Source organism: Rubrobacter calidifluminis (assembly GCF_028617075.1).
Lineage (GTDB): Bacteria > Actinomycetota > Rubrobacteria > Rubrobacterales > Rubrobacteraceae > Rubrobacter_E > Rubrobacter_E calidifluminis.
The window spans coordinates 1-19,369 of record NZ_JAQKGV010000015.1 but is presented as its reverse complement, the minus strand read 5'-3'; the positions used below and the strand labels follow the sequence as shown (position 1 = coordinate 19,369).

Below are 19,369 nucleotides of genomic sequence, written 5' to 3'. Positions count from 1 at the left end.
ATAAGCCCGAAGACCTCGATGCCTCTCGAAAGTATAACAGTAAGCGTGGACGCTTCCCCGCTCCGCCTAGGTCACGTCCCGCCGCCCGAAAAGGAGCGCCGAGAGCAGAAGACAGGCGACGACGTAGGCGGAGAGGATGAGGGCGGCCTGGGTCGGGTCACCGGTGCTCTGCCCCCCGGAGAAGGCCTTCGGCGCGCTGCCGAGCGAGCTCACCAGATCGGAGGAGTTCTTGGAGAGCAGCGCGTCGAGTATTCTCTGGAAGAGCTCGCTGTTGGCCGAGAGGCTCGAGATGAGCGTCTGGAAGACGATCCCGTAGATGAGGCCGAGCCCGATCGAGAGCGCCGTCCCCCGGAACAGGAACGCGAGGAACATCCCGAGCGAGGCCCAGGCGCCGAAGATGAGCCAGGTGACCCCCATGCTCTTCAGGAGCATGGAGGCCTCCGGCCAGGCTACCGCCCGCACGCCGAGAGCCCCGGCGACGACGTAGCTCGAGACGAGCCCGGCGGCGAACGAGACGACAACGAAGGCCAGGGTGACCACGGCGACGGCGAGGACGCGCCCGGCGAGCAGGCCCGCCCTCCCGACGCCCTGCGTGAGCGAGGTCTTCACGGTGTCCCAGCCGTACTCGCTCCCGACCGAGAGTGCCCCGAGGATCAGGACGAACGGCGCGGCGAGCGCTGCGAGGAACGAGGGGATGTTGAGCGTGGCCTCCTTCGGGAGCATGTAATCCCTGAAGTCTCTCAGACCGCGCCCCGAGAGGTTCCCGACGAAAGATTTGCCGCCGTTCACGGTCGTCTCGTAGGCGTTGTAGAGCTGGTAGTAGTCCAGGAAGGCGACGGCGACGACGAGGATGAGCGCGAGTATCCAGGTGGAGGGCCGCCGGAGGAACTTGTAGACTTCGAAGCGGAGGCACGCGATCACGTCCCACCCTCCCCCTCCCGCTCGCCTGCGAGCTCGAAGAACGCCTCCTCCAGCGACCGCCGGGCCACCCGCAGCTCCAGCAGCTCCATCCCGGACTCGACCAGGGCGCGGGCCACCGCCGGCGCGGCCTCGGGGGCAGCGGCGAGACGCAGCTCGCCGTCCAAAACCTCGACTCCCCCGACGCCTTCCACGGAGCGGAGGATCTCGCCAGCCCTCCCGAGGGGCTCGGCCCGCACGACGAGACCACCCACCCCGCGCAGGTCTTCGACGGAGCCTTCGGCGACCAGACGCCCCCGGCTTACGATCCCGACCCGGTCGCACACCTGCTCGACCTCGGACATCAGGTGGCTGCTGAGAAGCACCGTCCTGCCCTCCTCCCTGAGCGAGCGGATCAGGGTGCGCATCTCGGTTATCCCCTGCGGGTCGAGCCCGTTCGTCGGCTCGTCGAGGACGAGCAGCTCCGGGTCCTTCAAGAGCGCCGCCGCCACGCCGAGACGCTGCTTCATCCCTAAAGAGTACTTTCTGAACTTCGTCCTCGCGCTCTTCCCGAGCCCGACCTGCTCGAGCACCTCGCGCAACCTCCCCCGTCCCGCCCGGATCCCGGCGTAGCTCGCCACCCCGCGCAGGTTGTCCATCCCGGAGAGGAAGGGGTAGAAGGCCGGCGTCTCGACCAGGGAGCCGATCCGGGAGAGCACGGCCGGATCCCCGGGCCTCCGTCCGAGCACCCGGGCCTCCCCGGCGGTGGGCCGGATCAGGCCGAGGAGCATCCGCAGGGTGGTCGTCTTTCCCGCTCCGTTGCGCCCGAGGAACCCGTAGATCTCACCCCGCCGCACGTGGAGGTCCACGCCGTCCACGGCGAGCACCCTCCCGTAGCGCTTGGTCAGCCCCCGGGTCTCGACGACGAGGTCGCCGTCATCCTCTGGTGAACCTCTCAAAGATCTCCTTTCACAGGACACGCCCACAGAGTTATACCGCCCGGGGTCATGGGGCGCAAAACACCCGGCGCACCGCGTATACTGCCGCCATGACGAAGCGCGGCTACACGCGGGAGACGATCCGGGGGGCGCCGAGCGAGTGGGACGTCTCGCGTCCGCTCTCCAGCTACCTCAGGCTCTTCGGCCGGCTCGTCTCACACCCCCTGCAGTTCTTCGAGGTCCTGCCGAAGCTCGGTGACGTGCGCGCCCCGGCGCTCTTCCTGGCGTTCTCAGGGCTTCCAGCGGCCGTGGCGTGGTTCTTCGCGGGGGGAATCCGGGAGGCCGCGGCGGCGCTCCTCCTGCCGCTCCCGCTCTCCCTCGCGCTCGGCGCACTCTACCACCTGGGGTCGATCGGGGGGCGCTTCGGTTACCTGATGACCTGGCGGACGCTCGCGTACCCGCTCGGGTACCTGGCCGTGCTCTCCGCCGTACCGGGTCTCAGGTGGGTCCTCGGGGTGCTCTTCGGGGCCGGGCTCATCCCGGCCGGGCTGCGCATCGTGCAGGAGGTTCCTCTGAGGCGCATCCTCTACGCCGCCCTGCCCACCACCGCCATCCTGCTCCTCGCCGCGGCCCGGGTGTTACTTTAGGAGGTCTCGCGCAGGTCGCCGACGTACTCGAGCGCCACGTGCTCGGTCTCGACGAAGCCCATCGTCCGGTAGAAGTTGCGGGCGCTCCTGTTGTCCTTCGTGGCGACCAGCTCGATGAGCGAGGCCCCGCTCGCGAGAGCGAGCTCTTTCACCGCCTCGATCAGGAGCCTCCCGAACCCCCTGCGCCGGTACTCCTGCGAGACGACGAGCATCGGCACCTCGACCACCCGGTCGCCGTGGGCGAGATCCGGCTTCACCCAGGCGCTCGCGGCCCCGACGACGCCACACCCGAGCTCGGCCACGAAGACCCGGGCCCGCGGCTCCTCCAGAAGCTCGAGCAGCCTCTCCCTCACCGCCCCCTGCGGCGGCTCCACGTCTCCAACAGCCCTCGCCAGCTCGCAGGCCAGCTCGTAGAGGACCCCGGCATCCTCGGCCCGGGCGTCGCGCACCCGACCCTCCGTGGTCTTCGTCTCAGAGGTCAGACCCATCTCGCAAGAAATCTCCAGGCCCTGATATTCTTTCCGATACGTCAGCTAGATGGTACCGCAAGGAGGGACATGGGACGCAGGGCCACCGTGATCGTGCTGGACGGCGTCGGGGTCGGAGACGCTCCCGACGCGGCCAGGTTCGGCGATGAGGGCGCGAACACGCTGGCCCACACCGCCCGGGCCGTGGGCGGCCTCAGGCTGCCGAACCTGGCCTCCCTCGGGCTCGGCAACGTCCTGGAGCTGGAAGGAGTGCCTCCAACCGAAGAGCCCCGGGCCTCCTGGGGCCTCATGACCGAGCGCTCGGCGGCGAAGGCCACGCTCGCCGGCCACTGGGAGATGATGGGGCTCGTGCTGGAAGAGCCGCTCCCCACCTACCCCGAGGGGTTCCCGGAGGAGATCATCTCCCGTTTCGAACGGGAGACCGGGAGGAGGGTGATCGGCAACCGCCCGGCCTCCGGCACGCAGATAATAGAGGAGCTCGGGCCAGAGCAGGAGAGGACGGGCGCCTGGATCGTCTACACCTCCGCCGACTCGGTCTTTCAGGTCGCGGCCCACACCGGTGTGATCCCGCTTCAGGAGCTCTACGCGGCCTGCGAGAAGGCCCACCGTATGCTCATCGGCGAGGGCAGGATAATGGTCGAGCGGGTCATCGCCCGCCCCTATCACGGAGAGCCCGGCTCCTACGAGCGGGAGAACGAGAACCGCCACGACTACGGCATCGAGCCCTTCGGGGAGACCTATCTGGACAGGGTGGAGGCCTCGGGGAGGGAGGTCGTCGCCGTGGGTAAGATCTACGACATCTTCGACGGCCGGGGGATAACCCGCCACCTCCCCGGCAAACCGGACGACATGGCGAAGGTGGACGCGGTGCTCAAGGCGCTCGGCGATCTCGAGAAGGGCTTCGTCTTCGCCAACCTGGTCGACTTCGACGCCAAGTACGGCCACCGGCGCGACCCGGAGGGGATGGCGGAGAACCTGGAGCGCTTCGACCGGCGCCTCCCGGAGATCCTGGAGACCCTCGGCGAAGAGGACCTCCTCATCGTCACCGCCGACCACGGCAACGACCCGACCTTCCGCGGCACCGACCACACCCGCGAGCGGGTGCCGCTGCTCCTGGCGGACGCCAGCGGGAAGGCGCGCCCGCTCGGCGTGCGCCGGGGATTCTCGGACGTCGGGGCGACGGTCGCCGCCTGGCTCGGCGCGGACCGCGGAGGGCTGCCGGGAGAGAGCCTGCTCGGCTGAAGAACCCTACGGCAGCCCCGAAACCACCCTCTTGACCCTGGGAATCGAAGGAGAGCTCATAGAGAGCCCGCTCACCCCGAGCCCCACTAACGTGGGGATGAGATCCGGACCGGAGACCGTCTTGCAACCCGTCCTTCTGGCACCATAGGGGGTAGCCCGTAGCGGTTGTCCGGACCGAAGGAGGGACGCAACGTGACGGCGGGACGCAGTCTGACCTCCTGTCCGGGTTCCCTGTAGGAAAGCCTGTAGCGTCGGACTATCGAGGCCATAATCAGAGGCCCCTCCATCTCCGCAAAGGGCTTGCCGATACACTGCCGGGGCCCCCCTCCGAAGGGGAAGTAGGCATATCTGGGAAGTCCCCCGGTTGATCCGTCCAGCCACCGCTCCGGTCTGAACGTCCTGGGTTCGTAGAAAAATTTCGGGTCCCGATGCGTGACCCACTGGCTCACGACGACCTCGGTACCTGCCGGCATGGTGTAGCCGCCGATCTCCACGTCTTCCGCAGCTTCACGGGTGAAGGCGAAGACCGGGGGATAGAGGCGCATGGATTCCTTGAAGACCGCCGTGGCATAGCGGAGCTTCGGGACGTCGGCGAAGTTCGGCTCGCGCTCTCCGACGACCTCCTGCACCTCTCTGGAGAGGAGCTCGTCCGACTCCGGATTCTCGGCGAGAAGGTGGAAGGCCCACGTCAGGGCGTTGGCGGTGGTCTCGTGTCCGGCGAGGAAGATCGTCATCACCTCGTCGCGTATCTGATCGTCACTCATCCCCTCACCGGTGTCTTCGTAACGGGCGGAGAGCAGCATGGAGAGCAGGTCATCCCGCTCTCCGGCGTCTCCGGCGCGTCGTCTGTCATCGATGATGGAGCGGATGATCGAGTCCAGACGCCGCATCTCCCGGCGGTAGCGGAGGTTCGTCGGGGTGGGGATACGCTCGGGGAGCGGGTACATGTTGCGCCCCGGCCCCTCCAGCCTGTCGCCGATTGGCAGGAGGGCGCGGCTCACGGCCTCCGCGCTCTCTTTCACGTCCGCGCCGAACGCCGTCAGGTTGATGATACGCAGCGTCACGGCCATCATCTCTTCGTGCAGGTCGATCTCTCGGCCCGGCACCCACTCCTCGAGCATCTCCTCCGCGCAGCGAACCATCGTCTCGGCGTAGGCCTCGATCTTCTTTCTGTGGAACGCTGGTTGCATGAGACGGCGGTTTCGCCGCCACGAGTCTCCATTGTTGGTGAGCAGGCCGTTGCCCATGTACGATAGGCTGTTCTTCTCCACGACGCCTTTGCGAAAGCTCTTGTTCTTCCTGACGACCACTTCCTCTATGGCGTCCGGATCGAAGATCAGCCACAGAGAAGCCGGCACCCTCGTGCGCACGATATCGCCGTATTTTCGTGCCCTTTCGAGCCCTCTGAGCAGGTCGCGCGAGGCCACGACCATGAACTCCGGACAGAACGGCGGGACTTTCCCTGACATCTATCTCCTCCTGGCGGCTCGCTGCAGCTTCCGAAAACTGTGAAAGATACGTCCTGTCTCTACAGGGCGACCGGCCTCCTCGTACGCCTGCTCGTTGAGAGTCTCCCTTCCAGGACGTAGTCGGCGGGATCGGCCTCCCGGGTCATGCGCCTGAAGCGCCAGGTGAAGCCGGGCCAGAGGGTGTAGTTGCGCCCCCTCTCATCCAGATACCAGCTACGGCATCCTCCAGACGTCCACACCGTCCCGCGCAAAGCTCTCTGGAGACGGTCGTTGTAGTCTCTCTGAACCTCTTCGCGTACTTCCAGCGTCTCCGCACCGCGCCTCTCCAGCATCTTCAGGCAGGAGAGTACGTATTCGATCTGGCTCTCGATCATGTACACCTGCGAGGTGTGTCCGACGCCGGTGTTGGGACCGAGCAGCAAGAAGAGGTTCGGGAACCCGGTGATGGTCGTCCCATTGTACGCTTCGGTGCCTTCGCGCCAGACGTCTGCGAGGAGCGTGCCGCCCCGCCCCCGTATCCTGTGGGAGGCCGGAAGGTCGTGGATCAGGAAGCCGGTTCCGAAGATGATCGCATCGACCTCACGTCTGCTGCCCCCGGACCCCACTACCGTGGAGCCTTCGACCTTTGCGAGACCTTCGGTCAGCACTTCGGCGTTGGGCTGCATCAGGGCAGGGTAGTAGTCGTCGGCGAGGAGGATGCGCTTGCAGCCTATGGTGTAGTCCGGGGTGAGCCTCTCGCGCAGCTCCGGGTCGGGAACCTGGCGATGCAGATGAGCTCTGGCGAGCAGCTCTATCGCCTTCATGAACCGCGTGTCTACGCTGAAGCCGAGGACGTAGCTCTCCCGTCCCCAGTAGATCCCCGACCTGAGGAGCTTCTGCAGCCCCGGTACACTCTTGAGCGCCCACTTCTCGAGCCTCGTGAAACCCCGATCCCGACGCGGGATGATCCACGGCGGCGTGCGCTGAAAGACGTGCAGGCTCTCGACGAGGGGTTGTATCTGGGGGACGAACTGGATGGACGAGGCCCCGGTTCCCACCACGGCGACTCGCTTGCCCTTCAGGTTGTAGTCGTGGTCCCACTGCGAGGAGTGGAAGTAATGGCCTTCGAAATCTTCGAGGCCGGGGACGTCTGGAAACGAAGGGTCGCTCAGGGCCCCCATGCCGGAGACGAAGACCTTCGCGAAGACGCGTCCGCGGGTGGTCTCTATCTCCCAGCGGCGGAGCTCCTCGTCCCAGTCCGCCGAGAGGATCTCGCTCTCGAACCGGACGTGGGGCATGATCCCGTACTCCCTGGCACACCGGCGGAGGTACTCTTGTATCTCCTCCTGCGGGGAGAACTTGCGGCTCCACTCCGGGTTGAGCGCGAAGGAGAACGAGTAGAGGTGGCTCGGCACGTCGCAGGCGGCTCCGGGATAGGTGTTGTCCCGCCACGTCCCGCCGACCTCGTCGGCACGCTCCAGCAGAACGAAGTCGTGGAGACCTTCCTGCTTCATGCGGATGGCCATCCCGAGCCCGGCGAAGCCGGTGCCGGCGACGGCGACGTCCACGACCTCCTCGAAGCCTTCGCTGTCTCTCCGATCCGCGGTATCCTGATGGCTCACGGTCTGCACGGGCCTGGAACCTCCTCGATCTTACTTTCCATCACGGGGCGTTCTTGACGAAGCTCGGGAGCGGACGGCTCTCGAGCATCTTCTCGAACCGGCTCCTGACGACCGCGTCGGCCTGCGCCGGGAAGTGACGGGCCAGGGCGAGCCCCGCGCGCCCGGTGAAGCTGGTGAAGACGTCGCGTGCGCGTGTCTTGCACGCGCTCACCACGGCCTCCGCGGCGTTGGAGACGGGCTCTTCGGGCACCAGGCCATCCAGGGAGGCGTTCTGCGACTCGACGACGTCATGGATGGGTGTCTTCATGTAGCCGGGGTAGATGGTGCTGACGGTTATGCGCCCGGCGTACTCCAGGCGCAACGCGTCGGAATACGCTGCGAGAGCGCGCTTGCTGGCGGCGTAGGGGGCGGCGTAGGGGACGTTGAGTATGGCGAGGCCGCTGGAGACGTTGACGACGTGGCCTCCGCTCTTCAAGAGGTGCGGAAGGGCGGCGGCGGTGGTGTTCCACGCCCCGAACAGGTTGACCTCCAGCGTCTTGTACGCTTCTTCCTGTGGAAAATCTCCAGCGTCCGCTCCGCGACCTATCCCGGCGTTGTTGATGAGGATGTCGATCCCGCCGAGGGATCGCGCCGCCTCTTCGATCGCGGCTTCGATGCTCTCTCTGCTGGTCACGTCGCCGAAAATCGTGCCTTCTCCGGGGGAGAGGTCGATGCCGACGACGCGCGCCCCCTCTCTGCGCAGGGCCTCGCAGGTGGCCCTGCCCACGCCGCCGGAGGCCCCGGTGATGACGACCCTCATGCCCCGCAGGGGGATCCGAGCGGGCCGCTCTCCAGCCGCGAGGGAAGAGAGCGCCCCGAGGGCGGCGAAAGAGAGTCGTCTTGAGGGGGAGCGCTTTATCGCCGCGCCGGCGGCCGCGCCCAGAGCCCGGGCGAGAAACTCCGCTGATGGCCTGAGTCTCATGTGCTGAGGGCCTCCTTCCGTGCCGTTGAAGCGTTTTCGTGCTGCGCGGGAGCCGGTGGTATCGCGGGCGGCATGCCTGCCGTGTACCCTCTGAAGCGGCCGTAGAGGACTATCCCATCGATGCAGCGTCGCAGCGCTCGTATCTCGCGCAGTACGGCGGCCGGGCTCAGAGGGAGGCGCGAGTCCGGCGGCCACATGCGCGCGAGATCCTCGACGAGGGGGTGGCTCAACTCTTCCTGAGCTCGTATCGCTCTGGCGAGGACTTCGCTGCCCTCGGAGATGATGCGACCGCTTCCTCCGCGTGTGATCAGGGGCCCGAAGAGGTAGCAGTTGGTCAGACCCGGTAGGAAGACGGACCCGACGCGCACCGGAACGCCGTTTTCGTACTTCAAGAGCTCTTCGCCCACGGGGAGCGCGACGTCTCTCTCCGAGGGGACGTGGACGACGGCATCCACCGCGGCGACGCTTCCGTCGACGAAGTGAACGTCCTCGCCATCGAAGCGCGCGACCTCCGGCTTCACTTCGAGAGCGCCGCGTCGTATCTGGTGCAGGGCTTCGGAGCTGACGATTGGTTCCTCCAAAAGATCGCGTCGCAGGAGCCGTGACGGTGGTTGATCTCTCAAGATCATACGGGAGAGAGGCCCGACGAGCCGCCCCAGAAACCGCTCGTCGGAGAGCCACCACAGCCGTTCCTCGAGCTCTGAGAGAGGCACGCCGAGCAGCGTCTCCGGAAGGAGAGAACCGCCCCTGGTGGAGACGTAGCATTTCCTGGAGCGTCGTCCTATCCTGGTGGCGATGGCGCAGGCGAGGTTGCCGTCTCCAATGACGAGCACCCTCTCATCTTCGAGATCTCTGGTTTCTTCTTCGTTTGTGGCGTAAACCCGCTTGCCTGAGAAATGACCGGGGAGGTCCACCCGGGGTTTCTGCGTGCGCGCCTCGGTGAGGACGATGCCGGCGTAGTGCCGTATCTCGCCGTCCTCCAGCTCCAGCCGCCACCCGCTGTGTCCGTCTCTGCCATCGAGCGGTCGCGCTCCTTTTACGCTTCGCCCGAACTCTATCTTCCCGTCGAGGTCGTGTTCCCGTGCGAAATCTCTCAGGTAGGCGCGTATCCGCCCCTCGCCGGGGAACTCCGGCCACTCCTCGGGGACCGGGTAATCGGGGTGCTCGATGGACCGTTTCGAAGAGGTGGCCATGAGTGTCTCCGTCAGAGTGTTCCCGACGCCGTTGCCCCCGGCGAGATGGTCGTAAGGGACTCCGTCGTCTCGTAGAGCCTTCGCCGCGCCGAGTCCGAAGTACCCGGCTCCTACGATGCAGTATCTCCTGCGCGGGGAGGTGGATCCGGCCTTCACTCTCTCTCCTTCTCTGAGCCTGCCTGCCGTGCGAGATCCGCGGAACCACTCAGAAACGCGTGCGCGTCATCGGCGGTGCGCTCAGGGATCTCTTCCATCGGGACGTGCCCTACACCGGGGTAGGTGACGAGCCTGGCCTGGGGGAGATCTCGCATGAACCTGCGCGCCATGGAGGGGGAGATCCAGCGATCCTCCTCTCCCCACATTACGAGGGTGGGGGCGCGCACGTCTCTGACGCGCCGGAAATCCTCGAACCTGCTCAGGTGCGGCAGGTTCTCTTTCAGCGTCCTCCGGTTGCCTTCACGTAGCATGAGCAGGTGGTACCTCTCCACGACGTGATCTCTTATCCTGCGCGTGTCCCCGTAGACCTGCCTGACGTTAGCTTCGACCAGAAAGCGCGGCGAGAGCACTCTGTAGCTGGACCCCAGCACGGGAGTGGCGATGAACTTCAAGATCGGCGGCAGCGGCATGGGATAGCCCGCCGCGTCCACGAGCACCAGACGATCGACCTTCCCGGGGCGCTCGGCGGCGTAGCGCCACGCGAAATATCCTCCGAGCGAGTTACCGGCGACGTGAAACCTCTCCAAACCCAGCTCCTCGGTGAAGTCGTCTATGAAACCCACCATCCACTCAATCGTGAAGCGACCCCCTCGCGGCGGCCCGGTGAGGCCGAATCCAGGGATGTCCAGCCTCACCATCCGGTAGTGGTCCCTCAACCTATCGACCCATCCATCCCACGTGTGCAGCGACGAGAAGGTGCCGTGCAGAAGAAGAAGCGCGGGGGCTCCCTCTCTCCCCTCGTCCTTGTAGTGCACCCGCGCCTCACCCAACTCCATAAACCGCGAAGCCGAATCGGCGTACCTGCGCTCTACCTCCCGCGCCGGGAGATCCCCGATCCCCAAACCCTCCCTTATGCCCCGAAAGATCTTTCCTACGATTCCGCCACCCCTCTCAATACAGGAAATCTCGCGCTATAAAATGATCTATCTGTGGTAATCTGATGATAACTTCAGGATGGGAGCAGGTCAACTACACGGATGGTTACGAGGGAGAGGGCGACGGATGGAAGTTGAGGCGACGTTTCGGCATGTGGGAATTTCCGTGGGAGTGAGACTGCATGTAGTGGAGGCCGGTCCGGAGGATGGGCCCATGGTAGTTTTGTTGCATGGGTTTCCGGAGTTCTGGTACGGGTGGCGGGAGCAGATCCCGGCGCTGGCTGCAGCGGGGTGTCGAGTGGTGGTTCCGGATCAACGGGGGTTCAATCTCTCTGATAAGCCGCGCTGGGTCTGGGAGTACCGGATGGAGGAGCTGGTCGACGACGTGCGGGTCTTGATAGAGCAGTGTGGAAGAAGCAGCGCGACTGTGGTGGGCCACGACCTCGGTGGAGTCGTAGCCTGGTTTCTCGCACTGTGGCAGCCTTCGGTCGTGGAGCGGCTCGTGATACTGAACGCACCGCACCCGCTGGCGTTCAGCCAGCTTCTGCCGGCCAGACCGTCGCAGATGGTGTACAGCTGGTACATCGCGCTCTTCCAGCTCCCGTATCTTCCCGAGGCCGTCTCGCGGCTTACCGGCTGGCGCATCCTGCGGCAGGCGCTCCTCGCTAGCAGCCGGTCGGATGCTTTCTCGAGATCCGACCTCGACGAGTACCGCGAGGCCTGGGAGAGAGATGGGGCCTTCCAGGGAATGCTCAACTGGTACCGGGCGCTCGTGCGCCACGCTCCCCCGATCCCCGAAGATCCGCGCGTCAAAGCCCCCACCAGAGTCATCTGGGGTGAGCGAGACGACTTCCTCGTCAAAGAACTCGCCCGTGAGAGTATCAGATTCTGCGACCGCGCCGAGCTCATCATGCTCCCCAACGCCACCCACTGGCTCCAGCACGAAGAGCCACATGTAGTAAACGACGCGATCCTTGGCCTGCTCGAGGAATCCCTCGCTCTTGACAGAACCTAAACACATACGATACTTTACCCTTTTAGGTTATCATCCGATGCCTTCTACTGAACGGGGAGGTCGGTTCAATGAAAGGAATCTTCTCGGACGAGTGGGTGAAGGAATGGGCCAAAGAGATAAACAACAGCGACACCTACAGGGATGTGGGTAGAGACTGGAATGAACCTATCGTGCTGACGATGCAGGCTGATCCGGCCATGGGAGTAGAAGAAGAGGTCTCGGCATATCTGGAGCTCTCCGGTGGGGAGTGTAAGGAGGCCCGGATCGCCACGGCAGAAGATATCGAATCTGCGCCCTACACCATCACCGCGACGCCGGAGGTCTGGAAGAGCCTGCTCGACGGGCGGCTCGACATAGCGCGGGCGCTCGTGCGCGGTCAGATGAAGGCGGTTAAAGGAGATCGGGGCAGGCTCTCTTCGAACATTCAGGGGGCGAGGGAGTTGCTCGGCGCGGCCCAGAGGGTCTATGAGCGGGTACCCAGGGAGCAGCTTCCGGTGGGATTTCAGGGGTAGTCTGGATCATGGAGGAGCGAGCAGACCGGGTCGAGCAGCTCCGCAGCCAGGAGAGGCTCACGATGCAGCAGCGCATCGAGGCATTCTTCCGGCAGAGCGGCGGTCCGAACAACCCACAGATAGACCGCTTCATGGAGAAGCATCTTCGTTATGGGGCCGACCACGGCGACTACGGACACAAGGAGACCATAGAAGACGCTTTCCAGGACGCGGTACTTGAGGACAAGAGCCTTCTCACACTCTATGAGCTCTACATGCGCTGGCGTTCTCAGCGCAGAGAAGAGGAGCATCGGGAGAGCGGCAAGCTCGAGGAAAGGATTGCGCGGCTAGAAGAAGAGGTTCGTTCACTGCGCGAGGTCATCGAGCGGGGAGCCGATCAAGACACGAAGCCCCGTTAGAGAGCGGGTGGAGAGGGAAAAGGAGGAGGCGAGTTCTCAAAGTGCCTGAGATGGAGACGCAAGACAACGCCGTCTTCCGCTCGAACGGGTGGGATCGGACGGGATCGTGGAGTAGCGGGTTCAAGCTCGACCGGTCCCGAGACAGGGTCACTCTGGATGAGTTCACGCCCGAGTTAGTGGAAGAAATTGAGGCCGAACTCGACGAAGTACGCGCGAGCATAACCCGAATCGGGCGATTCCGGGAGATCTCACGAGTCCTCGCCAGGCACGGGCTGCTGTATTTGCTCAGGGACAGCTCCCTCGCCGGGGCGTTCGGAGCTGGGAAGAGACCCGTCGAGGGTAGAGCCGACTCTCTGGAGAAGATCGGGGTGCGACTCCGGCTCGCCTTCCAAGAACTCGGGCCGACGTTCATCAAGCTCGGGCAGGTCTTGGTTACCCGGCAAGAGATACTGCCCGAGCAGATCACCACCGAGCTCTCGAAGCTCCTCGACTACATTCCCCCGATGCCGTTCCCATACCTGGCGAGCGTCATCGAGAGAGAGCTCCCCGAAGGGCTCGGCACCTTCCGGTACATAGATCATGAAAATCCCATCGGATCTGCCTCGCTGGCACAGGTCTACAGAGCAGAGCTGCGCGACGGAACCCCGGTCGCCGTGAAGGTGATACGTCCCGGTGTCCGGGAGCTCTTCAACACCGACATCACCGTGATCCGGTTTCTCGCAAAACGACTCCACAAGCTGCTCCCCGCGCCCGTGGCTCTCTCTCTCGATCTCCCCGGCCTCGTCGGCGAGTACTACAGTTCCTCGATGGAAGAGCTCGACATGACCGCCGAGGCCGAGGCGATGGGGCGGGCCCGGCGCATACTCGAGGAGCACCAGTTCGAGACGGTGCGGGTCCCCGACGTGCATCTGTACACCCGGAGTGTGCTGGTGATGGAGTTCGTGGACGGCTGGGATCTCACGGAGTTCCCGGTAGACTTTCTCACCTTCGAGGAGCGGCTGCAGCGGATGACCGACCTCGCACACTATTACGTCTACGCTTTCCTGAGCGGCGAGTACCACGCCGATCCGCACGCCTCCAACATCCTCATAGACCGGCACACCAAGGATGCCGTCGTCGTGGACTGGGGGATGATCGGGCGCATGGACGCCGTGCATACCGAGGCGATCTTCCGCTTTCTGATGCACATCCGGCTCAACCAGTGCTCCGACGCGGCGGAGATCTGCGCCGAGATCATCGAGCCGACGAAGTACACGAACCTCTCCAAGCTCAAGGACCAGTGGCGTGGGATGTACATGAGGTATGTGGACAGCCCGCAGTCCAGCAACTACAACTGGGGGAACCTGCTTCTGAGTTCCATCAGGATCGGGATGCAGAACCACTGCCGCATCCCGACCGGGCTCGCGCTGTGGACGAAAGGGTTCACCGCCGCCGAAGGCACAGCCCGCTGGCTCTGTCCCGAGGTCTCATACCACGCCCTGGTCGAGAGCGCAGACGTTCAGATAATGCGCAGCATCCTCATGCGCCGCTTCAACTACCGGGCCAACGCAAGCCTCGTCGGCGAGTTGGGGGAGCTCGTTTCCACCTTTCCCCGGCGCATGAACCAGATCTTCAAGCGCCTTGCGTGGAACGACCTCTCGATAAAGCAGGAGTACAGGATCTCCGAAGATTCCATAAGGGACCTCAGGAAGATCTCCAGAGACATCAAGAAGGGCATGAACCGGCTCGCGATCTCCACCATCGCGTCCCCGCTGTTGTACCTCGGCGCCAGGGAGCTGCTCCGCACTCGCAGACGTTAAAGAGACACCAGAGGAGAAAGGAGAATTCATGCCAGAGTCGTTTCTGGAGCGCATGCTCTTGCTGCAGGCCGGAGCCGTCTCGGCGCTGCGAGAGCGGGTGCAGATGACGGTGAACGTGCTCGTGGAACTGGGGCGCGTGGAGCTGGAAGAGTCTGGAGGAAACCACGGGGCAAAGGCCCTCATCTCACAGCTCAACTCACTCTCCGAGGGGTCGCGAGATCTCCTGGAGATCTTCGCGCGCCAGGGGCTGCGCAGCGCCGGTCTCGCCGATGAACACGATGCGGAAGGAATGCGGCGTAGATTGGAGTATCTTGAAAGCCGTATTCAGAGGCTCGAAGAGTCAAACAAATAGATCGTTCAATGCCCGGTTCCTCCTCTGGCAAGAACACACTCTCCGAACGTACGTGGCACGACAGCGAAGGCATGAATTTAAAGTGTCTTCTCTACAGTTCCGAAACCACCTTCTTGGCCCTGGGGATCGAAGGAGGGCTCATAGAGAGCTCGCTCACCCCGAGCTCCACCAGCGTGGGGATGAGATCCGGGTCGGAGGCTGCCTCCCCGCACACCCCAACCCATATCCCCTCTTCCTCCGCCGCCCGGCAGCTCATCTCGATCAGCTTCAGGACCGCCGGATGATCGGCCCGGTAGAGGCTCTTGAGCTTCTCGTTGCCCCTGTCGGCCGCCAGGGTGTACTGCACGAGATCGTTCGTGCCTATCGAGAAGAAGGAGACTTCCCGCGCAAGCTCTTTCGCGCACAGCGCCGCTGCAGGGGTCTCTATCATAACCCCGACTTCGAGCTCCCCTTTTGGCTTTCCCTCCGCTTCGAGCTCTCTCTCGCACTCTTCTATCAGTCGTCTGGCTTTCCTGACTTCCTCCACCCCCGTGACCATGGGGAACATGACTTTGAGGTCGCCTTCCGTGGCGGCCCTGAGCAGCGCTCTTATCTGTATCTTGAAGAGTTCCGGCTCGTCGAGGGACATCCTTATCCCCCGCCAGCCTAAAAAGGGATTCTCCTCTTCGGGTTGGTCTATGCCGGGGAGCTCTTTGTCTCCTCCCACGTCGAGGGTGCGCACGATGACGGGTCTGCCGGAGAAGGTTCTTGCCACCGTGGCGTAGGCTTCGTACTGCTCCTCTTCCTCCGGCAGGCTCTCCCGCTGCATGAAGAGAAACTCAGTGCGGAAGAGCCCCACCCCTTCGGCCCCCCACCTGAGGGCTTCCTCGGCTTCTCCGGGCGAGCCGAGGTTGGCAGAGACCTCTATGCGCCTGCCGCTTCTGGTCCTGGCCAGGACGTGCCGGAAGGTCTCGAGCGATTCCCTCTCGGCGCTCGCCCGACGCTCCTTCTCTTCGAAGAGGGTTAGCTCCTCGGGGTCCGGGTCTGCCACCACGTAGCCTTCTCCTCCGTCTACGGCCACGACGGAGGCCGTAGAGAGCTCTTCGACGGCTTCGCCTCCAAGCCCCACGACGGCCGGGATGCCCATCGAGCGGGCCATGATCGCGACGTGGGAGGTCTTCGAACCCTCAGCCGTCACGATGGCGAGAACCTTCTCCTTCGGGAGCGTCGCCGTCTCCGAAGGGGTAAGGTTCTGCGCCACGACGACGGAGGGTCCCTCCATCTGCGAGAAGAGCGAAGAAGAGGAGACGCCCATGATCTCGGAGGCTATCTGGTGGGAGACGTCCCTCACGTCATCGGCCCGGGCTCTCAGGTACTCATCCTCCATTCCCTCAAAGAGCTTGGCGAACTCCTCTGCACTCTCGAGCAGGGCGACCTCGGGGCTTTTCAGCTCCTCCTTTATCTTCCTCTCCACCTCCGAGGAGAGCTCGGGGTCTTTTACAAGCTCCACGTGCGCCTCGAGGATCCCGGCCTCCTCGGAGGATCCACGCCTCTCGAGCTCTTCCCTGGTTTGGGAGATCCTCCGCGCGACCCTCTCCACCGCTGCGTGAAAGCGCTCTACCTCCCGCCCGACGTCCTCCTCGCGGATCGAAGTACGCTCGGGTTCGAGCCTCTGGGGACGGTAGCGGAAGAGGGGTCCCACCGCAACGCCCTCCGAGGCCGCGACCCCGGTAACACGCCTGCCGGCCATGCCCTACTCCTCCTCTTTAGAGATGATCTCGGCGAGGGCTTCGACCGCCTGCCGCTCGTCCTCGCCGGTAGCCCGGATCGTGACCCGATCGCCGCACTTTGCGCCGAGCGTCATGAGTCTGATGGGACTCTTGGCGTTGGCCTCGTTGCCGTCCTTCACAACCACTATGTCCGACCTGAAACCCCTGGCCGTCTTCACGAACCTCGCCGCGGGCCGGGAGTGCAGGCCAGCCTTCGGTACCACGGACACCTCGCGTTCGAACATCCATTCCTCCTTCCCTGTATCCCGTGAGTAAAGCCGGTGCGGCCCCGCGTCGCAGGGGCGGGGTCGCAGAGCCTTCAGGAGGCGACCACCTCCCTTGTCCTGCCCGCGCTCTCCTCCTTCCTGTCGGCGCCGCCGGTGAACTGCTTGGCCGCGATCACGGGAACCGCACCCACGACGGTTCCGCGGCGATCGCCAGCAGGCACAGCGGCCAGTGTCCGACGAGCCGATCACGAAGATACCACCGTGGGGCGCCCGCAGGGTGCAACCGAACACGAGCGAGAGCGCCCCGGCCACCGCCGAGCCTACCATGTTCGAAGGTATCACGCGCAGCGGGTCGGCCGCGGCAAAGGGGATTGCCCCCTCGGTGATGAAAGAGGTTCCCATGATCCAGCTGGCCTGTCCGTTGCTCCGATCCGCCCGGGTGAAGAGCCCGGGACGCAGGAGGGTAGCCAGCGCGAGCCCCAGCGGCGGGGTCATCCCGGCGGCCATCACCGCGGCCATCGGTCCGAACGCGCCGCCCGCCAGTCCTGCGATGGCGAAGGCGTAGGCGGTCTTGTTCCTGGCCCGCCCATGTCGAAGGCCATCATCGCGCCGAGGATCACACCGAGCAAGATGGCGTTTGCGCCCTGGAGGTTCTTCAACCACCTCTGCAGAGAATCCGTGGCAGAGGCGATGGGCTGGCCGAGCACGACTATATCAGAGCGCCCCCACGATGGATCCGACGATCGGGTAGACGAGTATTGTCATCAGCCGTCCGAACCCGCCGGGCAGTTTTATCCTCTTGAGAAGCATGACCACGGCCCACGGGGAGACCCGACCCGTCGTGCAAGAGGCCCCGTCGGCTGCTGGCCGACTGCGGCTACGCCCATGATTACTGCCGGGCGCTCGGTGATGACGTGCGGCAATCCCGCACGTCATCACCGAGCGCCGTGACCAGCAGGAGCGCCGGAGGAGGCAGGTTCGCAGGCCGCCGGCTTCCGACCGGGAGGCCTACCGCAGACGCAACTTCGTGGAGAGGTGCGTCAACCGCCTTATTAAGCAGTAGCGCGCGGTGGCGACGAGGTACGAAAACGAGTCGCTAACTACTGGCGCTGGTGTGATCGCCTCGCTGATGATCTGGTCGTCCTCATGAATCGTCAGACACGCCCTAGTACTCTGAAGGGCACATAGAAAATACCAGCCGGTCGTCATTCTAGTTCGGCATGTTTTTGGCCAGCTCAGATCGGCAGGTTGAACAACCGCTTGGCGTTCCCGTAGAGAACCGCATCACGATCTTCATCGCTCAGATCCAGCGTGTTCTTCACAAACTCGACACCCTGACTCATCCACCCATAGAAGACAGGGAAAGAGGAACCGAACATGTAATGGTCTGCACCGTTGACCTTCAAGGCACACTCGATCTGCTCCCTGCCCCACGAATGAGGGTGGGTGAGATCGAAGAAAATATTGTTCTTCAGAAACTCCTCGATCTGCTCGCGCCCGGTCGGGTCCAAGCGAAGGATCGACTCCTGCTTGTTGGATGCGTGCGGCATCAACAGCTCCGTATTGGCGAACCAGTTTCCGCCCAGCATCGTGTGGATAAAGCGCAGGTTCGGATACTTGGCGAATATACCGCTGAATAGCTCGCGTCCGACGGCGATCGCCTGATCGACGATACGGCCAAACTCCCGGCGCAGGTTGGTATAGTCGATCACTGAACGCCACTCGACCGGTAGCGGCGTGTGGTGAACGATAACCGGGACCTCCAGTTCGTTGAGCACCTTCAGGTAAGGATCAAAGGCCTCGTCATCTAGATAAAGCTGTCCATAATGACAGGCGACCTGAACCCCGACAAAACCGAGTTCCTTGATGCATCTCTCTAGCTCGTAGATCTCTTCCTTAGCACCCCAAGGCGGCACGCAAGCGGTGGCGAACAGTCGTCCATTGGATCTCTCGACGATCTCGGCGGCGTTGTCGTTGACCCGCTTGCAGACGTCCAGCGTCAGCCATTCCTGCCAGACAGGAACCCGCATTATAGCGTAATCTACTCCAGCATCGTCCATCGCAGCGAGCTTCGCCTCAGCCGAGTAATCGCCCTCGACATAGTTGAGGTTCGAATGCCCCTTCGGTTTCTCAAGGATCAGCTGTCTCTTCCCATCGTCCAGCGTCTCCACCCGCGCGATCTCACCAAAACCGCGCGGGGCTGAGCTCAGAAATCCGTAAAGAATCTTCTCGTTGGAGAAAAGATCCTCCGGCAGATGATGAACGTTGATGTCCACAACTGGCATTTCAGTGCTCCTTTCTCTGTCCATAGAGTCGCGAAGATGGTAGTATGATCAGTATCATGTCCTCATTTTTAGCGGCTTCCATCAACCCAACTTGCGCCGCCCGATCAGCGTAGAGATCGTCACCGCCACCACAAGCACCGCCCCATAAAACACATCGCTTATCCACCCAGAAGCCCCAAGCAACTGCAACCCCACTATCCCCGTCTCCAAAAAGTAAATCGCTACAAAACTGCCAACCGGGTTGAACCTCCCCGGCTCAATCACAGCCGTCCCGAGAAACACCGAAGCAAAGGTCGGCAACAGATAAGTCTGCGAAGAGTTGGGATCGAACCCGCCACTGCTTGCCACGCTCAGAACACCCCCCACTCCGGCAAAAAGTCCCGCCATCACAAACGCACCAAACCTCAGCCGGTTGACCCTCACCCCTGCAAGCCGGCTCACCTCCTGATTCGAACCAACCGCCCTCAGATACCTCCCAAGCGGCGTGAAGCTCACCACATAAGCCA

At 63.8% G+C, this 19,369-nt stretch carries 20 protein-coding genes; 8 read left to right on the top strand and 12 right to left on the bottom strand.

Annotation, left to right across the window (positions count from 1 at the left end; translation table 11 throughout):
• Positions 1 to 66: 66 nt before the first annotated feature.
• Both PJB24_RS12295 and PJB24_RS12290 read right to left on the bottom strand, forming a co-directional pair.
• Positions 67 to 921: an ABC transporter permease gene (locus PJB24_RS12295; protein WP_273846312.1), complete on the bottom strand. Its 855-nt coding sequence runs from the start codon at positions 919 to 921 to the stop codon at positions 67 to 69.
• On the bottom strand, positions 918 to 1,856 hold the full coding sequence (locus tag PJB24_RS12290; RefSeq protein WP_273846311.1) for an ABC transporter ATP-binding protein: 939 nt from the start codon (positions 1,854 to 1,856) through the stop codon (positions 918 to 920). Before PJB24_RS12290 ends, PJB24_RS12295 begins: the two co-directional genes overlap by 4 nt.
• Before the next feature lie 89 nt (positions 1,857 to 1,945).
• On the opposite strand from PJB24_RS12290, the gene PJB24_RS12285 reads away from it, so the two are divergent.
• Complete coding sequence (locus PJB24_RS12285; protein ID WP_273846309.1) at positions 1,946 to 2,482, top strand: hypothetical protein; 537 nt, start codon at positions 1,946 to 1,948, stop codon at positions 2,480 to 2,482.
• On the opposite strand, the gene PJB24_RS12280 is transcribed toward PJB24_RS12285, so the two are convergent.
• Positions 2,479 to 2,970 (bottom strand): GNAT family N-acetyltransferase, encoded by a 492-nt coding sequence (locus tag PJB24_RS12280; RefSeq protein ID WP_273846307.1) that lies wholly within the window; start codon positions 2,968 to 2,970, stop codon positions 2,479 to 2,481. The genes PJB24_RS12285 and PJB24_RS12280 overlap by 4 nt on opposite strands.
• Before the next feature lie 69 nt (positions 2,971 to 3,039).
• Between PJB24_RS12280 and PJB24_RS12275 the strand changes: the two genes are divergently transcribed.
• A complete protein-coding gene (locus PJB24_RS12275) occupies positions 3,040 to 4,212 on the top strand; it encodes a phosphopentomutase (RefSeq protein WP_273846305.1) in 1,173 nt (390 codons plus the stop codon).
• 86 nt (positions 4,213 to 4,298) lie between these two features.
• Here PJB24_RS12275 and PJB24_RS12270 read toward each other — a convergent pair whose 3' ends face one another.
• Genes PJB24_RS12270 through PJB24_RS12250 form a run of 5 tightly spaced genes read right to left on the bottom strand, consistent with a single transcriptional unit; the run spans position 4,299 to position 10,494 of the window.
• Complete coding sequence (locus tag PJB24_RS12270; protein ID WP_273846304.1) at positions 4,299 to 5,681, bottom strand: cytochrome P450; 1,383 nt, start codon at positions 5,679 to 5,681, stop codon at positions 4,299 to 4,301.
• A gap of 59 nt (positions 5,682 to 5,740) precedes the next feature.
• On the bottom strand, positions 5,741 to 7,291 hold the full coding sequence (locus tag PJB24_RS12265) for a flavin-containing monooxygenase (RefSeq protein ID WP_273846302.1): 1,551 nt from the start codon (positions 7,289 to 7,291) through the stop codon (positions 5,741 to 5,743).
• 31 nt (positions 7,292 to 7,322) lie between these two features.
• Positions 7,323 to 8,243: an SDR family NAD(P)-dependent oxidoreductase gene (locus PJB24_RS12260; RefSeq protein WP_273846301.1), complete on the bottom strand. Its 921-nt coding sequence runs from the start codon at positions 8,241 to 8,243 to the stop codon at positions 7,323 to 7,325.
• Entirely contained in the window at positions 8,240 to 9,592 is a 1,353-nt protein-coding gene (locus PJB24_RS12255; RefSeq protein WP_273846300.1) for an NAD(P)/FAD-dependent oxidoreductase, read from the bottom strand. The genes PJB24_RS12260 and PJB24_RS12255 overlap by 4 nt, the downstream gene beginning before the upstream one ends.
• The gene (locus tag PJB24_RS12250; protein WP_273846298.1) at positions 9,589 to 10,494 is read right to left on the bottom strand and encodes an alpha/beta fold hydrolase; all 906 of its coding nucleotides are present in this window, start codon (positions 10,492 to 10,494) and stop codon (positions 9,589 to 9,591) included. The genes PJB24_RS12255 and PJB24_RS12250 overlap by 4 nt, the downstream gene beginning before the upstream one ends.
• Positions 10,495 to 10,741: 247 nt before the next feature.
• On the opposite strand from PJB24_RS12250, the gene PJB24_RS12245 reads away from it, so the two are divergent.
• The 5 genes from PJB24_RS12245 (at position 10,742) to PJB24_RS12225 (ending at position 14,603) form a co-directional block, all read left to right on the top strand.
• Entirely contained in the window at positions 10,742 to 11,542 is an 801-nt protein-coding gene (locus PJB24_RS12245) for an alpha/beta fold hydrolase (protein WP_273846297.1), read from the top strand.
• A 68-nt stretch (positions 11,543 to 11,610) separates the two neighbouring features.
• A complete protein-coding gene (locus PJB24_RS12240; protein WP_273846295.1) occupies positions 11,611 to 12,054 on the top strand; it encodes an SCP2 sterol-binding domain-containing protein in 444 nt (147 codons plus the stop codon).
• An 8-nt stretch (positions 12,055 to 12,062) separates the two neighbouring features.
• Positions 12,063 to 12,452, top strand: a complete 390-nt coding sequence (locus PJB24_RS12235) for a hypothetical protein (RefSeq protein ID WP_273846294.1) — start codon at positions 12,063 to 12,065, stop codon at positions 12,450 to 12,452.
• Between the two features lie 50 nt (positions 12,453 to 12,502).
• On the top strand, positions 12,503 to 14,251 hold the full coding sequence (locus PJB24_RS12230) for an ABC1 kinase family protein (protein ID WP_273846396.1): 1,749 nt from the start codon (positions 12,503 to 12,505) through the stop codon (positions 14,249 to 14,251).
• Between the two features lie 28 nt (positions 14,252 to 14,279).
• Positions 14,280 to 14,603 carry a hypothetical protein gene (locus PJB24_RS12225; protein ID WP_273846293.1) on the top strand — a complete coding sequence of 108 codons (324 nt, stop codon included), beginning with the start codon at positions 14,280 to 14,282 and terminating at the stop codon, positions 14,601 to 14,603.
• 91 nt (positions 14,604 to 14,694) lie between these two features.
• Here PJB24_RS12225 and ptsP read toward each other — a convergent pair whose 3' ends face one another.
• The gene (gene ptsP, locus PJB24_RS12220) at positions 14,695 to 16,332 is read right to left on the bottom strand and encodes a phosphoenolpyruvate--protein phosphotransferase (protein WP_273846291.1); all 1,638 of its coding nucleotides are present in this window, start codon (positions 16,330 to 16,332) and stop codon (positions 14,695 to 14,697) included.
• A gap of 3 nt (positions 16,333 to 16,335) precedes the next feature.
• Positions 16,336 to 16,596 carry an HPr family phosphocarrier protein gene (locus PJB24_RS12215; RefSeq protein WP_273846290.1) on the bottom strand — a complete coding sequence of 87 codons (261 nt, stop codon included), beginning with the start codon at positions 16,594 to 16,596 and terminating at the stop codon, positions 16,336 to 16,338.
• Positions 16,597 to 16,807: 211 nt separating this feature from the next.
• On the opposite strand from PJB24_RS12215, the gene PJB24_RS12210 reads away from it, so the two are divergent.
• Positions 16,808 to 17,143, top strand: a complete 336-nt coding sequence (locus tag PJB24_RS12210; protein ID WP_273846289.1) for a hypothetical protein — start codon at positions 16,808 to 16,810, stop codon at positions 17,141 to 17,143.
• Between the two features lie 670 nt (positions 17,144 to 17,813).
• Here PJB24_RS12210 and PJB24_RS12205 read toward each other — a convergent pair.
• Positions 17,814 to 18,863 carry an amidohydrolase family protein gene (locus PJB24_RS12205; RefSeq protein ID WP_273846288.1) on the bottom strand — a complete coding sequence of 350 codons (1,050 nt, stop codon included), beginning with the start codon at positions 18,861 to 18,863 and terminating at the stop codon, positions 17,814 to 17,816.
• Between the two features lie 81 nt (positions 18,864 to 18,944).
• A partial coding sequence (locus PJB24_RS12200) for an ABC transporter permease (RefSeq protein WP_420541938.1) occupies positions 18,945 to 19,369 on the bottom strand: 425 nt, incomplete at its 5' end.